The following is a 15781-nucleotide window of genomic DNA, read 5'->3' on the forward strand; positions in this document are numbered from 1 at the left end:
GACCGCGAGGGCACGACGCCGTTTGCGCATGCGCACAGCGCGAACGCTCAACCCGTATTGCGCAACCCCGCCGCAATCCCGTTGATCGTCAGATGAATACCGCGCCGCACGCGCGGGCTCGGGTCACCGGCGCGATAGCGCTTGATGAGTTCCACCTGCAAGTGATTCAGGGGATCGAGATACGGGAAGCGGTTCTTGATCGAGCGCGCGAGCAGCGGGTTATCGGCGAGCCGTGCGGAGGCGCCCGTGATCTCGCCGAGCACCTTCGTCGTGCGCTCCCATTCGGCCACGATGCGCTCGAACACGAGCTTGCGCAGCTTCTTGTCCGCGACGAGTTGCGCGTAGCGCGAGGCCACCGCGAGGTCGGTCTTCGCGAGCGTCATGTCCATGTTCGAGAGCAGGTTCGAGAAGAACGGCCAGGTCTTGTACATCTTCTTGAACATCGCAAGACGGCGCGCGCGCTCGGCGTCGCTGCCCGCATCGTCGAGATACGAAGCCACCGCGCTGCCGAAGCCGTACCAGCCCGTGAGCAGCAAGCGGCACTGGCCCCACGAGAAGCCCCAGGGAATTGCGCGCAGATCGTCGATCTTGCGGTTCTTCGGGTCTTGCAGCTTGCGCGAGGCCGGGCGGCTGCCGATATTCAGTTCCGCGATTTCCGTGATCGGCGTGGAGGCGAAGAAGTAGTCGGTGAAGCCAGGCGTCTCGTAGACGAGCGAGCGGTATGCGGCCATCGCAGCGTCGGAGAGCGATTGCATGGTCTCTTCGAATGCGGGTAGTTGATCGGGGGCGCTGCTTGCCCCGCCCATCGGCAGCAGCGTCGCTTCGAGCGTCGCGGCGATCACCGTTTCGAGGTTGCGGCGGCCGATCTCCGGATTGCCGAACTTGCTCGCGATGACTTCGCCCTGCTCGGTCAGACGGATCTGGCCTTCCACCGTGCCCGGCGGCTGCGAGAGGATCGCGTTGTAGGTCGGGCCGCCGCCGCGGCCCACCGTGCCGCCGCGGCCGTGGAACAGACGCAGCGTGATGCCGCGCTGCTTGTACAGCGCGACGAGCGCCAGCTCCGCGCGGTACAGCTCCCAGTTCGAGGTGAGGAAGCCGCCGTCCTTGTTGCTGTCCGAGTAGCCGAGCATGATTTCCTGCTCGTTGCCCTGGTGCTCGACAATGCCGTCGATGCCCGGCAGCGCGAGCAGGTCGCGCATGATGCCCGGCGCGTGGCGCAAGTCGGGGATCGTCTCGAAGAGCGGGATCACCATCAGCGCGGCCTTCGCAGGGTCTTCCGCGTGGCCGAGGCGCCCGCTCATGAGGCCGGTTTCCTTCTGCAGCAGCATCACTTCGAGCAGGTCGGAAACTGTTTCGGTGTGCGAGATGATGTAGTTGCGCACCGCGCGCGCGCCGAACTTCTCGCGTGTCACGCGCGCCATTTCCAGCACGCCCAGCTCGCTCTTCACGAGGTCGGAATAGTCGAGGTACGGCGAGCGCAGCGTGCGCGGATCGGCGAGCTGCGCGAGCAGCACGATCTGCTTGTCTTCTTCGGACAGTGCCGCGTAGTCGGCTTGAACGCCGGCGCGCGCGAGCAGCTCCGTAATCACGGCTTCGTGGATGTCCGAACTCTGGCGCAGATCGATCGAGGCGAGATGGAAGCCGAACACGTCGACGGCGCGCATGAGCGGCGCAAGCCGCGTGGTGGCGAGCGACGCGCCGTGATGCTCGGCGAGCGAATCCATCAGGATATGCAGGTCGCGCGAGAACTCGTCCGCATCGGCATAGGGCTTGGCGCGCACGGGCGCGGCGTTGCGGCCCGCGCTGCGCACGGCCACCACGCCTTCGCCCAGACGCACGCGCGCGCTCGCGGCGAGGCGCGTGTACACGCCGATCAGCGCGCGGCGATAGGGCTCGTCCACGCGGTGCGGCGACTGGTCGGGCGAGGCTTCGGCCAGCGCCTTCAGCTCCTCGCTCGCGCCCGCGAGCAGGTTCGACACCGAAAGTTCGGCGCCGAGGCGGTGCACTTCGTCGAGGTAATGCTGCAGGATCACCTGCGCCTGGCGCTCGCTCGCTTCTTCGAGCGTGGCGGCGGTGACGTTCGGGTTGCCGTCGCGGTCGCCGCCGATCCAGCTGCCCATCTGGAAGAAAGCGGGCAGGCGCGCCGAAAGGCCGTGCTCCTTCAGCTGCGTTTCGATCTCGCTGTAGAGCGCCGGGATCTCGGTGAGGAAAGTCGTGTGGTAATACGAAAGCGCGTTTTCGATTTCGTCGCCCACGGTCAGGCGCGACTCGCGCAGCATGCGCGTTTGCCAGAGCGAGGTCACGCGCGCGCGCAAGAGCGACTCGTTGTGCTCGAGTTCGCGATGCGTGAGCGGCTGGTCGCGCTCGGCGAGCAGGCGCGCGATGTCGTGCTGCGAGTCGAGCGTGCTCTTGCGCTGCACTTCCGTGGGGTGCGCGGTGAGCACGGGGACGATCAGCGCGTCGTTGAAGAACTGCTGGAGCACCGGCGTCGCGGCCGCGCCCGCAAGCGCGAGACGTTCGAGCGAATGCGCGATGGTGCCCGCCTGCGGCGCCGAGCCCGCGAGGTCGTGAATGCGGCGGCGGCGGTTGCGGTGGCGATCTTCAGCAATGTTCGCGAGATGCGAGAAGTAGCTGAACGCGCGCACGACGCTCACGGTCTGCTCGGGCGAGAGCGCGCGCAGCTGCTTTTCCAGCGCGAGCGCGTCGGCGTTGTCGTCTTCGCGGCGAAAGCGCACGGCGGTCTGACGAATGCTTTCCACGACGTCGAAGACAGCGTCGCCTTCCTGCTCGCGCAGCACTTCGCCGAGCAGGCGGCCCAGGTACCGGATGTCTTCGAAGAGCGGCTGGTCCTTGTCGTCGCGGGCGCGGCCATTGCGCGAGGCGCCGGCGGGCGCTTTCGGAGCCTTCGCCGCCTGCGTGGCCTTCATCGCTTTTGCGGCCTTCGGCGTTTTCACCGCCTTGACAGCCTCGGCGGCCGGTTTGGTCGTCGTGGATTTCGTGGTCTTCGTGGTCTTCGTCGTTTTCGCCGGTTTCGTGGACGGCGTGGCCGATGCGGCCTTCGAAGTTGCGTTCTGCGATGCGGTGTTGCGGCGCTCTGCGCGCGCCGAGCCTGAAGACTTCACGATGTTTTCCTTGAGGCTTGCCAGGATATGGGCAGGTTAGTCGGAGAACTGCCAACTGCATGGCCGCGGCGCGTGCCGGGCCGTGTACTGCGGGTGCAACCTGGAGAGGGTGGAAGGTGCCACCCTGTGCGAGCCGTGCGGATAGTGCAGAGGCGGCGAGCCTCGCCAATGGCGGTGCGCCGGGTGCAGGCCTTGCTGGAGAGGTGCGCCGCTGAGAGGGCGAGCGCAAGCCGAAGCGGCGCCGCGGCGATAGCCGGGGCCACGCGGGCCGCGTATGCTGCCAGCCGCGTGCCAGACGCGCGCCAGTTTGCCTACGATGGGTACAGTAAGCGCCGCTGCAACGCCTGAGTCTCTTCCTTGCCGCCGCCCGCGCCTTGTTCGCCTGTCCCTGCGGGGAGGCGGTAAAAAGGGCGCGTGCTAACATTGCCTGTTATCCGATCCTGCTTTTCATCCCGTCATTCGATGTACTTGCCATGAACTCCGAGACGCTATCCGCGCCCATGCCCAACACCCTGGTGATCGCTTCGCGGGAGAGCCGCCTCGCGATGTGGCAGGCCGAGCATGTGCAAGCTGCGCTGCACAAATTATATCCAGCCTGCGACGTGAAAATTGTTGGAATGACGACACGCGGCGATCAAATTCTCGACCGCACGCTCTCGAAGGTGGGCGGCAAGGGTCTTTTCGTGAAGGAACTGGAGCAGGCGCTGGCCGAGGGCCGCGCCGATCTCGCCGTGCACTCGCTCAAGGACGTGCCGATGGAGCTGCCCGAAGGCTTCACGCTCGCGGCCATCATGGAGCGCGAGGACCCGCGCGACGCGTTCGTCTCCAACGACTACGACTCGCTTGCCGCGTTGCCGGCGGGCAGCGTGGTGGGCACGTCGAGCCTGCGCCGCGAGTCGATGATCCGCGCGCGCTATCCGCATCTCGACGTCAAGCCGTTGCGCGGCAATCTCGACACGCGCCTCGCCAAGCTCGACCGCGGCGACTACGCGGCCATCATCCTCGCGGCTGCCGGCTTGAAGCGCCTTGGCCTCGGCGCGCGTATCCGCGCGCTCATCGAGCCCGAGGACAGCCTGCCGGCGGCGGGCCAGGGCGCGCTCGGCATCGAGATCCGCGCCGATCGCGCCGATATCGCCGCCTGGCTCGCGCCGCTGCACGACGACGCCACCGCGAAGGCCGTCGAAGCCGAGCGCATGGTTTCGCGCGCACTGGGCGGCAGCTGCACGGTGCCGCTCGCGGCCTACGCGCAGTGGCACGACGGCAAGCTTGCGCTGCGCGGCACGATCGCCACGCCCGACGCGAGCCGCGTGCTCGCCGCGCAGGAGGCCGCCGCGGCGTCCACGGTCGACGATGCCATGGCGCTCGGCCGCCGCGTTGCCGACGACCTCATCGCGCAGGGCGCGCTCGAGATCGTGCGCGCACTCGCGGACGCGGCCCAGGCAGCCGATGGTCCGAATGCGGCGCCCGCCAAGGGCGCCGCCACCCAGAACCCAACCGGCGCGGGCGAAGGCCCGGCCTCCAGATGATGGCCGGCTCCTGGCAACCGTACGGTAAAGCCGGCCAGCCCGACGAGTGGGGTGGCCCGGGCGACGCCTCCAGCGGCGCGAAGCGCGCGTCACCGTCGAGCGGCGAAAGCAGCCATGGTGGCGGCGCACCGTTCACCGTCGTCATTACCCGGCCGGCCGGTCAGTCGGATGGTCTCGCCGGGCAACTCGCGCAGCACGGCATGCGCACGCTCGACTTCCCGCTCATCTCCATCGTGCCCGTGACCGACGAAGCGCCGCTACGCGCCGCGCTCGGCGCGCTCGAACGTTTTGCGCTCGTCGTGTTCGTTTCGCCGAACGCCGTCGATCGCGCGTTCGCGTGCTATGCCTCGGTGTCGTCGATCTGGCCGGCCGCGCTGCCCGTGGCCGTGGTCGGCCCGGCAAGCGTGGCCGCGCTCGAGCGCCACGGTGTGGCGGCCCCCGAGCATCGCGTGGTCAGCCCTGCGGGCGCGGGGGAGGAAGAGCCCGCGCGCTTCGATTCTGAGTCGCTTTACGCGGCGCTCGAAAAGACCTTCGGCGTGGACGCCTTCGCGGGCAAGGGCGTCCTGATCGTGCGCGGCGACGGCGGCCGCGAGTGGCTCGCCGAGCGTCTGCGCGAAGCGGGCGCCGAGGTGGAGACCGTGGCGGCCTACCGCCGCGTCGTGCCCGAGCCTCCCATCGCCGCCTGGACCCAGGTGCATGCGCTGCTCGAAGGCGCGCCGCACGCGTGGCTCGTCACGAGCTCAGAGGGCGTGCGCAACCTCGACGAACTCGCGCGCGAGCACCTCACGGCGGGCGAGATCGTCGAGCTGCGTCACGCGCCGCTCGTCGCGCCCCACCCGCGGATCGCCGAGACGGCGCGCTCAATGGGTTTTGATAGGATTACGGTGTCCGGCGCGGGCGACGTACGCATCGTCGAGACGCTGCGAGGCCTCGCTTCTTCCGTTGTTCAACCGGTTCAGAACACTCCGGCCCAGGCGCCGGCCAACCCACGCATGACAGATTCGAACAACTCAAGCAGCACAGCAAACCAGGGCGCCGTCACCACGGGCGCGGCGGTTTCCAGCAGCGCGTCGGCATCGGGCAGCGCATCGGCGCGGCCGTCGTATGCGTCGTCGGGCGCGGGGTCTTCCGCGCCGCTGACGCCGCCGCCGGGCGCGGGCAACGGGCGTCGCGGCGCGGGCACGGCGCTGCTGTGGCTCGTCCTGGTGCTGGTCGCGGCGGGCTCGGGCGCAGGCGGTTATCTCCTCAATCGCAAGGTCGACAACCTCGGCATGCAGGCCATTCAACGCCAGCAGGCAAGCGAGCAGCAGACCGCCGCGCTGCGCGCACGCGCCGACCAGGTCGCCGCAGGCTCACAGCAGATCGACAAGCAGATCGCCCAGCTCGAAGGCAAGATCGCCGACGCGCAGAATTCGCAGCAGGCGCTCGCGCAGCAATATGCCGATCTGTCGAAGAGCCGCGACGACTGGACGCTCGCCGAAGTCGGCCAGATGCTGTCGAGCGCGAGCGAACAGCTCCAGCTCACGGGCAACACGCAGCTCGCGCTGTTCGCGCTGCAAAGCGCCGACACGCGCCTCGCCGCCTCGGACAACGCGCAGGCCATCGCCGTGCGCAAGGCGATCGCGCAGGACATCGACAAGCTCAAGGCCGCGCCGTCCACAGACCTCACAGGTCTCGCCATCAAGCTCGACACCGCGCTCGGCCAGATCGACTCGCTGCCGCTTTCGGGTGAGGCGATCGTCGCGCATACGAAGCCGGAGGCTGCACAGCCCGCCGATATCGCCCAGGTTGCCGCGGCGACCAACCAGCCGAAATGGAAGGTATGGATCGACACGTTCGTCGACGGCGTGGGCAAGCAGATCACGAGCCTCGTGCAGGTGCGCCGCATCGACAACGCGGACGCCATGCTGGTCTCGCCCGATCAAGGCTATTTCGTGCGTCAGAACCTGAAGCTGCGTCTGCTTTCGGCGCGCCTTTCGCTGCTCTCGCGCAACCAGGAAACGCTCAAGTCCGACCTCGCGGCCGCCGACGCCACGCTCGCACGCTACTTCGACGGCGCGTCGAAAGACACGCAAACCGTGCGCGGGCTGCTCAAGGAAGTGAACGACGGCTCGGCCGCCGTCACGCTGCCCACGCTCGACACGAGCCTGAAGGCGATCCAGCAATACCGGAGCCGGGGGTAAGCATGGCGATCCGTGGACTCCTCTGGCTCGCGCTTCTCTTCGCGATTGCCGTCGCGCTCGCGACCGTCGGGCGCTTCGACACCGGGCAGGTGCTGCTCGTCTATCCGCCGTATCGCGTGGACGTCTCGCTCAACCTGTTCGTGGTCGGCATCGTGGTGGCGTTCCTGCTGCTTTACGCGATCCTGCGTTTCGCACGCAACATCGTGACGATGCCGCGCCGAGTGGGCGCCTACCGCGCGCGCATGCGTGCCGAGAAGGCGAACTCGGCGCTGCGCGACGCCGTGGGCAATCTTTACGCGGGCCGCTTCTCGCGCGCCGAGAAAGCCGCGCGCGATTCGCTCGCCGACGCGAAGAATACGAGCGCCGCGGGCCTGATCGCCGCGACGGCCGCGCATCGTCTGCATGAATACGCGCGTCGCGACGAATGGCTCACCCAGGTCGACGACCCCGACCTCCAGGAAGCGCGCCTCATGGCGACCGCCGACATGCGCGCCGACGGCCGCGACGCCGATGGCGCGCTCGCCGCGCTCACCGAAATGCGCACGCAGGGCGGCCGCCGCATCCACGCGCAACAGATCGCGCTGCGCGCGCAGCAGCAGCTCAAGAACTGGAGCGAAGTGCTCAAGCTCGTGAAGACGCTGGAAAAGCGCGAGGCGTTGCACCCGGCCGTGGCCGTGCGCCTGCGCCAGCTCGCGGCGGAAAATCTGCTGCGCGACCGCCGTCACAACGCCGACGCGCTGCTCGAGCTGTGGCAGTCGCTCTCGAACGTCGAGCGTCACTCGCCGCGTCTCGCCGACTGCGCCGCCGAACTGCTGATCGCACTCGATCGCCAGGCCGACGCACGCAAGATCGTCGAAGAAGCGCTCGCGCAGAACTGGGACGCGCGCTTGCTGCGCCGCTATCCGGACACCGCGGGCAGCGACGCGCTGCCGCTCATCCAGAAGGCCGAGGCGTGGCGCAAGGAACGTCCCGAGGACGGCGACCTGCTGTTCGCGCTGGGCCGCCTGTGCCTGAAGCAGCAACTGTGGGGCAAGGCGCAGTCGTTCCTCGAAGCCGCGCTCAAGTCTGCCGACGCGACGCAGAACGAGCCGCTCAAGATCCGCTCGCATCGCGCACTCGCGCGCCTGCACGAGCAGCTCGGCGACGGCGACAAGGCCGCTTCGCACTATCGCGAAAGCGCACTGTCGATGAACGTGGTTTAAAGAAGCCCGCCACGAATCTGAAGCCGCAACGAAAACGGCCGCCTGCAAAACAGGCGGCCGTTTCTTTTTGGTGAAGCCGTAATGCGTTTAGCGGTTCACGAGCTTGGCCGGTGCCGAAAGCGCAAGCAAACCGCCCAGGATCATGAACGCCGCGAGCATGTACATGCCCGAATCGTTGGCCGAGGTGGCCTGCTTGAGCCAGCCCACCGCATACGGGCTCAGGAAGCCCGCGAGATTGCCGATCGAGTTGATGAGCGCGATGCCGGCCGCCGCGCCCGTGCCCGCGAGCCAGGACGTGGGTAGGCTCCAGAATAGCGGCAGCGTGGTGAGAATGCCCATGGTCGCAATGGTGAGCGCCGTCATGGCGAGCGTGGTGTCGTGCGCCCATGTGACCGAAAGCACGAGGCCGAGCGCGCCGATGGCGGCCGGCACGGCGATGTGCCAGCGGCGCTCGCGCGTGCGGTCGGCGCTCTTGGCCACCAGCACCATGCCGACCACGGCCGCGGCGAACGGAATCGCCGAAAGCAGGCCGATGGTGAGCGCGTCTTTCACGCCCGTCGCCTTGATGATGGTGGGCAGCCAGAAGCTCACGCCGTATAGGCCCATCACGAACGAGAAGTAGGTGAAGCTCATCACCAGCACGCGCGCGCTCGTGAGCACGGTCATGAGCGGCGGGTCTTCCTTGGTGGCGTCCTCGAGTGCGATGTTGCGTTCGAGCAGCGCGCGCTCTTCTTCCGTGAGCCACTTCGCTCGGCCGATGCGGTCGTCGAGCACGAAGAACACCAGCACGCCGACGATCACCGAAGGCAGCCCTTCGAGCAGGAACAGCCACTGCCAGCCTTGCCAGCCGTTCGCGCCGTCGAAGGACTTGAGAATCCAGCCTGACACCGGCCCGCCGATCACGCCCGACAGCGCGATGGCCGTCATGAACCACGTGGTCATGCGCCCACGGCGGTGCGCGGGATACCAGTAGGTGAGATAGAGGATGATGCCAGGGAAGAAGCCCGCCTCGCACAGGCCGAGCAGAAAGCGCATCACGTAGAACATGGTGGGCGTGGTGACGAACATCGTCAGGATGGAGACGAGGCCCCACGTGACCATGATGCGCGCGATCCACACGCGAGCGCCCACGCGATGCAGGATGATATTGCTTGGCACTTCGAACAGAAAGTAGCCGATGAAGAAAATGCCCGCGCCGAAGCCATAAACCGCATCGGAGAGATTGAGCGCCGAACTCATCTGCAGCTTGGCGAAGCCCACGTTGACGCGGTCCAGATACGCGACCACGTAACACAGCATGAGAAGCGGAATGAGGCGCCACGCGACTTTGCGGTACGTGGCTTCTTCGAAGGCGGAGGGCGGGGCGCCCGCTCCCGCTTGCGGCAGATGATTCGCTGGACTGGCCATGGTGTCTCCTAAGCGCGATCTTGCTCGTTGGCGTGTTTGTTGTATTGCCGCCTTGTTATGGCGGGTATTCGACGCGAAAGCACGATCATTCTATACGCGCCGCCGTGGCGCGACGGCGCGTCAATGTCGGGGAAAACACCGATCGGTCAGCGACCTGGCGCAGCGAGACCCAGCTACACGCAGCGCCCGCCATCCACTTCGATGCAGGTGCCGGTGATGAACGCCGCCTCATCCGAGGCGAGATAGAGACACGCATTGGCCACGTCCTGCGGCGTGGAAAATCGCCCGAGCGGAATGGTCGCGACGAAGCGCTGGCGGTTCTCGGGCGTGTCGGGCACGCCCATGAACTCCGCCGTGAGCCCCGTATCGCCGATCACGGGATTCACGCAGTTCACGCGGATCTGGTCGGGGCCCAGCTCGGCGGCGAGCGCTTTGCTGGCCACGATCATCGCGCCCTTGCTGCCGTTGTACCAGACGAGCCCAGGCCGGGGCCGGATGCCGGCCGTCGATGCGATATTGACGAACGCGCCGCCGCCGCGCTCGCGAAAATGCGGCACGAACGCGCGCACGCTCCAGTAGAGGCCCTTCACATTGACGGCATACACGCGGTCGAACTCCGCTTCGCTCACTTCGAGCACGGGCTTGTTGCGATGCGTGGTGCCCGCATTGTTGACGACGATCTGCACGCTGCCGAAGTCGTCGATTGCCGCTTCGCGCAGCGCCTGCCAGTCGGCTTCGCGCGTGATGTCGCCTTGCACGGCGATGGCCTTGCCGCCCGCGAGCGCGATCTCGCTCGCCACGCGCTCGGCGGCGTCACCGTTCAGATCGTTGATGACGACGTTCGCGCCTTCGCGCGCATAGGTCCTGGCGATCCCTTCGCCGAAGCCCGAGCCGCCGCCGGTCACGACGGCCGTCTTGCCTTTGAGTCGCATGGTGTCTCCGTTTATGTTTATCGACATGATTCAGCCGTGCCGAATCGCGATGGTCTTGAGCACCGTGAAGCCATAGAGCGCCTCGAAGCCTTTTTCGCGTCCGTGCCCGGAATGCCGCGTGCCGCCGAACGGCAATTCGACGCCGCCGCCCGCGCCGTAGTTGTTGACGAACACCTGGCCCGCGCGCACGCGCCGGGCGAGACGCATCTGGCGCGCGCCGTCGCGCGTCCAGATGCCGGCGACCAGGCCATAAGGCGTGCCGTTGGCGAGCGCGAGCGCTTCTTCCTCGCTCTCGAATGGCATGGCCGCGAGCACCGGGCCGAACACTTCCTCCTGAGCGAGGCGGCTTTGCGGCGGCACGTCGCGCAGGAGCGTCGGGACTTCGTAGAAGCCGCCGCTGGGCGCATCGGCTTCGAGCCGGCCGCTCGCCGCCGTGGCGATGCGGCTCGCGGCCGCTTCGTCGAGAAAGCCGCGCACGCGCTGGCGCTGCTTCTCGTTGATGAGCGGGCCGCAGTCGAGATCGGCACTGGCCGGGCCCACGCGCAACTTGCCGAACGACGCGGCGAGCCGGTCGATGAGCGGCTCGTAGGCGCCGCGCTCGATCAGCACGCGGCTGCCCGCCGAACAGGTCTGCCCCGCGTTCTGCACGATGGCGGCGACGAGCACGGGCAGCGCGGCGTCGAAATCGGCATCGGCGAAGACGATTTGCGGCGACTTGCCGCCCAGTTCGAGCGTGACGGGCACGTGGTGTTCGGCGGCCATCTGCGCGACGAGCTTGCCCGTTTGCGGCGAGCCCGTGAACGAGATGTGGTCGATGCCGGGATGCGCGGAGAGCGCTGCGCCCGCCTCATGTCCAAGCCCGGTGACGATGTTGAGCGCACCGGCGGGCAGACCGGCTTCGCGCGCCAGTTCGGCCACGCGCAGCAGCGACACGCAGGCGTCCTCGGCGGGCTTCACCACGCACGCGTTGCCGGTGGCGAGCGCCGCACCCACACTGCGGCCGAAGATCTGCATGGGGTAGTTCCAGGGCACGATGTGGCCCGTCACCCCGTGCGGCTCGCGCACCGTGAGCACCGTGTAACCGGCCTGGTAGGGCAGCGTTTCGCCGTGCAGCTTGTCGGCGGCGCCTGCGTAGAACTCGAAATAGCGCGCGAGCGCGGCGGCGTCGGCGCGCGCCTGTTTGAGCGGCTTGCCGGTGTCGCGCGCTTCGAGTTGCGCGAGTGCTTCCTTGTGCTGGCCGACCAGGCCCGAGAGCGCGAACAGCAGTCGCCCGCGCTCAGAAGCGCTCAGTGCGCCCCAGGCGCCCTCGAAGGCTTTGCGTGCGGCCGTGACGGCCGAGTCGATGTCGGTTGCATTGCCGCGTGCAAGCTGCGCGAAGGGCTCGCCGGTGGAGGGATCGATCGCGGCGAGCGTCTCGCCGCTGGCGGGCGATTGCCATTCGCCGCCGATGAAGTGCTTCGCTTCTTCCATGCATGCGCCTCGTAAATGGGGGTGAAACGAGGGAGGGAAACGCAAAACGGGAAACGTCGCCGAAGCGTGCCGCGGATCGCCCGATGGAGGGCCGCGCCGGCAGGTCGATTATCGCGCCAATTGCGGGCGCTACGCGCAGGAATTCAGCAGACACTTCATCTGCGTGCGGGAAAGCCCTGGGCCGAACCGCCGGCCGCCCTGGCCGATTGGCTATAATGGCGTCCATCCTCCAACGCCCGGTTCTGCGCCGGTTTTCCGCGCAAACCGTCGGTTTTTCTTCTTCTCAACAGAGAGCGCTCATGAGCTTTGCAAATGTCCCCGCCGGCAAGGATCTGCCGCAAGACTTCAACGTGATCATCGAGATTCCCGCGCAAAGCGATCCGGTGAAATACGAAGCCGACAAGGACCTGGGCCTGCTCGTCGTCGATCGTTTCGTCGGCACGGGCATGCGCTATCCGGTGAACTACGGCTTCATTCCGCAGACGCTCTCCGGCGACGGCGACCCGGTCGACGTGCTCGTGATCACGCCGTTCCCGCTGCTGGCAGGCTCCGTTGTGCGCTCGCGCGCGCTCGGCATGCTGCAGATGACCGACGAGTCGGGCGTCGACGCGAAGCTGATCGCGGTCCCGCACGACAAGGTCTGCCCGATGACGGCCAACCTCAAGTCGCTCGACGACGTGCCCGAGTACCTGAAGGACCAGATCAAGCACTTCTTCGAGAACTACAAGGCGCTCGAAAAGGGCAAGTGGGTCAAGGTCGAAGGTTGGGTCGGCATCGAAGCCGCCCACAAGGAAATCACGGACGGCGTGGCGAACTTCAAGAAGTAAATCGCGCGCTTCTGGTTTGATTGAAAACCGCACGGGCTTGCAAGGGCCGTGCGGTTTTTTCATGGGCGCTCGATCAACCCACTTCGGCGACGTCGCGCAGCTCGGGCCCGCGCAGGATGTCGAGCCGCGCGGGCCTGCCCACGCCGTAGCCCTGCGCGTAGTCCACGCCCATCGCGATCATCCAGTCCACGATGGCGGCGTCCTCCACGCACTCGGCGATCGTCAGCTTGCCCGCCGCGTGCGCGACCTGGTTGATCGATCGCACGATGGCCTGGTCCAGCGGACTGTCGATGATGCCGCGTATGAAGCTGCCGTCGATCTTCAGATAATCGACGTGCAGATGCTTGAGGTAGTTGAACGACGACATGCCCGCGCCGAAGTCGTCGAGCGCGAAGCGGCAGCCCTGCGCGCGCAGGCGTTCGATGAGGGCGATCGCCTCGTTCAGGTTCGTGATCGCGGCGGTTTCGGTGATCTCGAAGCACACGCGCTCGAACGGGATCGACCAGATGCGCTGTTGATCCTCGATATAGTCGGCGAGCTGCTCGTCGCCGAGCGAGGCGCCCGAGAGGTTGATCGACCAGGTGCCGTAATCGTGCGTGCCTTCGGCAATCATTGCGAATGCGCTCGCGATTACCCAGCGGTCGATGGCCGGCATGAGGTCGAAGCGCTCGGCCGCGCCGATGAACGCGGAAGGCTCGACGAGCGCGCCTGAGGCGGACTGCATGCGCAACAGCAGTTCGACGTGCGTGTCGTCGGCCGCCGACGCCGGTGCGAGCGAGAGAATCTTCTGGCCGAAGAGACAGAACTGGCCGTTTTCGAGCGCCGCCTTGATGTCGGAGACCCACGCCATCTGCGCGTGCGTTCGCGAGAGTTCCTCGTCGTCATAGCGAAAGCGGTGCACGCGGTTGCGGCCTTTCTTCTTCGCCATGTAGCACGCGACGTCCGCGGCCTTCATCACCTCCTTCACGGAAACGAGCCCCGCCGCGTCGCCGACGAGGCCGATACTCACGCTTGTCTGCACGATGCGCCCCGCGCCCGTGAAGCGGATCGCGGCAATGCCCGCACGCAGGTTCTCCGCGAGCAGCGACGCGTGCGCCGCCGTGCAGTGCGGCAGCACGACGCCGAATTCGTCGCCGCCCAGGCGCGCAATGATGTCCTCGCCGCGCAACTCGCTTTTGAGTACGCGGCAGACCTGGCGGATCAGCTCGTCGCCGGTCGAGTGGCCGCAGGTGTCGTTGACGACCTTGAACTGGTCGAGGTCGAGAAACATGACCGCGTGACCAGGCTGTCCGGGTGGTGCGCTCGCGCTGTCGTCGAGCAACGCGGCGAGGCGCCGCTCGAACTCGCGGCGGTTGTAGATGTCGGTCAGCTCGTCGTGGGTCGCCTGGTAGGCGAGGCGGGCGGCATGCTCGCGCAGTGCGCTCACGTCGTAGAGCACGATGACGGTGCCGATCACGCGGCGTTGCGCGTCGCGCAGCTTCGACACCGAGTAGTCGACGGCGAGGCGCGAGCCGTTCGGGCGCAGCACGTGGAGAGTCGCGCCGCCTGCGTTGCCCGTTGCCTGTGAATTCATCAGGATATCGAAGCGCTGCGGTTCGTGCGCGTCGTTGCGCAGGTCGCAGATCGCGTCGAACGGCTGCGCGAGCATGTCGGCGGCCTCGCGGCCGAGCATGCGTTCGGCCACCGCGTTGCAGTAGGTCACGCGCGCGTGCTCGTCGGTGCGGATCACGGCTTCGCCGATCGAGGCCAGGGTGACCTCCGCCAGTTCGCGTTCGGTATAGGCCGTCGCTTCGGCAGTCCTCAATTCGGAAATGTCGAACAGGCAACCGACCATGCGCACGGCGCGCCCGCGCGCGTCGCGCACCGCCTGGCCGCGTGCGCGACACCAGCAGTAGGTGCCCGCGAGCGTGCGCAGACGAAACTCCACGTCGAAAGTCGTTGCGCGCGCAAGGTGTTGGCGCAGCGCTTGGCGCACGAGCGTGAGGTCATCCGGGTGGACGAGCTGGGTGAGGCCCGTGTCGCTTTCAAAGCGCGTCCCCACGTCGTAGCCGAGTTGCTCGTAGAGCCAGTTCGAGAAGTAGCATTGCCGGCTGCCGACCTCCCAGTCCCAGAGTCCGGCATTGATGCCTTCAAAGCCTAGCGTAAGGCGCTCCTCGTTCTTGCGCACTTCGGCTTCGAGGCGGTCGCTGCGTGCAAGCGCTCGGCGGATGAATTGCGAGAACACGCCGAGCAGCACGATCGCGGAGGCGGCGAGCGCGAGCGTGAGGAGCGAGCGCGTGGCGCGCGCCGCGTCGTCGAGCGAGCGGGAGAAGCCGCTTTCGACAGGCGCGAGCTGGCTGTCGATCTCGCGCAGCTCGTGCACGAGGTTCGCGGACTCTGGCGCGTGCAGTTTGCCCGCCTGCACGAGCGCGTGCAGGCGTTCGCCGGTATCGGCAAGACGCAGAATATAGCGGTCGCCGATGTCCCAGAACGCCACGGCCGGGCGCATCCACGGCGTGTTCTTGAGCGTGCGGTAGCCCCAGGTCATGCCGTCGATGTCGGCGGGCGCGATGCGGCCCAGCTCGAAACCGTGCCGGATCGCCGCGGTGTCCGGCTGCGCGCGGTTCATCTCCAGCCTGGCCGCGCGGTCGCCGAGCGGCACGGCAATGCCGGCGAGGAACGTGCGGTAGTCCGCCTCGTCGCCGGTGCGCGCGTAGCGCTCCAGCGCGTGAACCGCGTCCTTCTGGCCCTTCGACCAGCTGCTTTCCCCCGCCACATACGCAAGCAGGATCGACATGATCGCGAGGCTGACCGCGGCGATCACCGCCATGGTGGCGGCGAGCAGCCATAGCGGCAGCAAGACTACGGTCGTGCGCCGCAATCCGTGCCAACCGGGGGCAAGCCGGCTCGTCTCCGTTTTAATGGGTCTCTTCATGCTTCACCGGTTCCTTCGGCTTGCAAGGTGAAATGAGAGCGCACGCCGGGGGCTAAGACCGGCGTCTTGTGGTGAATAACGGCGAGGGCTGCGGCGGCTTTAGGCTTTAGTCGGAGCGTTCGATGAAAAGAGCAAACGCTCGTTTGGAGAGACGTTTGCTCATTCTGGCGCTGCAGTTTCCGGGGCGGTTTCCGGGGC

At 67.2% G+C, this 15781-nt stretch carries 9 protein-coding genes; 4 read left to right on the forward strand and 5 right to left on the reverse strand.

The window, feature by feature from the left end:
• Positions 1-47 precede the first annotated feature (47 nt).
• Complete coding sequence (gene ppc, locus M3I56_RS23180) at positions 48-3122, reverse strand: phosphoenolpyruvate carboxylase (protein ID WP_375541777.1); 3075 nt, start codon at positions 3120-3122, stop codon at positions 48-50.
• A gap of 473 nt (positions 3123-3595) precedes the next feature.
• On the opposite strand from ppc, the gene hemC reads away from it, so the two are divergent.
• From hemC to M3I56_RS23200, 3 genes are read left to right on the forward strand one after another with little or no spacing between them, the layout of a single operon-like run.
• Positions 3596-4648, forward strand: coding sequence for a hydroxymethylbilane synthase (hemC, locus tag M3I56_RS23190; RefSeq protein ID WP_028207731.1), 1053 nt, complete (start codon positions 3596-3598; stop codon positions 4646-4648).
• Complete coding sequence (hemDX, locus tag M3I56_RS23195; protein WP_254355990.1) at positions 4645-6831, forward strand: fused uroporphyrinogen-III synthase HemD/membrane protein HemX; 2187 nt, start codon at positions 4645-4647, stop codon at positions 6829-6831. The genes hemC and hemDX overlap by 4 nt, the downstream gene beginning before the upstream one ends.
• A gap of 2 nt (positions 6832-6833) precedes the next feature.
• A complete protein-coding gene (locus M3I56_RS23200; protein WP_028207729.1) occupies positions 6834-8033 on the forward strand; it encodes a heme biosynthesis protein HemY in 1200 nt (399 codons plus the stop codon).
• Positions 8034-8120: 87 nt separating this feature from the next.
• On the opposite strand, the gene M3I56_RS23205 is transcribed toward M3I56_RS23200, so the two are convergent.
• The 3 genes from M3I56_RS23205 to M3I56_RS23215 all read right to left on the reverse strand — a co-directional run bounded on the left by M3I56_RS23205 (position 8121) and on the right by M3I56_RS23215 (position 11842).
• Complete coding sequence (locus tag M3I56_RS23205; RefSeq protein ID WP_254355991.1) at positions 8121-9440, reverse strand: MFS transporter; 1320 nt, start codon at positions 9438-9440, stop codon at positions 8121-8123.
• Positions 9441-9613: 173 nt separating this feature from the next.
• A complete protein-coding gene (locus M3I56_RS23210) occupies positions 9614-10372 on the reverse strand; it encodes an SDR family oxidoreductase (protein WP_254355992.1) in 759 nt (252 codons plus the stop codon).
• A 30-nt stretch (positions 10373-10402) separates the two neighbouring features.
• The gene (locus M3I56_RS23215; RefSeq protein ID WP_254355993.1) at positions 10403-11842 is read right to left on the reverse strand and encodes an aldehyde dehydrogenase family protein; all 1440 of its coding nucleotides are present in this window, start codon (positions 11840-11842) and stop codon (positions 10403-10405) included.
• 299 nt (positions 11843-12141) lie between these two features.
• Between M3I56_RS23215 and ppa the strand changes: the two genes are divergently transcribed.
• Positions 12142-12669: an inorganic diphosphatase gene (ppa, locus tag M3I56_RS23220; protein WP_069265419.1), complete on the forward strand. Its 528-nt coding sequence runs from the start codon at positions 12142-12144 to the stop codon at positions 12667-12669.
• Positions 12670-12742: 73 nt separating this feature from the next.
• Here the strand turns inward: ppa and M3I56_RS23225 are convergent, their stop codons facing one another.
• Positions 12743-15583 carry an EAL domain-containing protein gene (locus M3I56_RS23225; protein WP_254355994.1) on the reverse strand — a complete coding sequence of 947 codons (2841 nt, stop codon included), beginning with the start codon at positions 15581-15583 and terminating at the stop codon, positions 12743-12745.
• Positions 15584-15781: the final 198 nt, after the last annotated feature.

Source organism: Paraburkholderia sp. CNPSo 3281 (assembly GCF_024206515.1).
Taxonomy (GTDB): domain Bacteria; phylum Pseudomonadota; class Gammaproteobacteria; order Burkholderiales; family Burkholderiaceae; genus Paraburkholderia; species Paraburkholderia nodosa.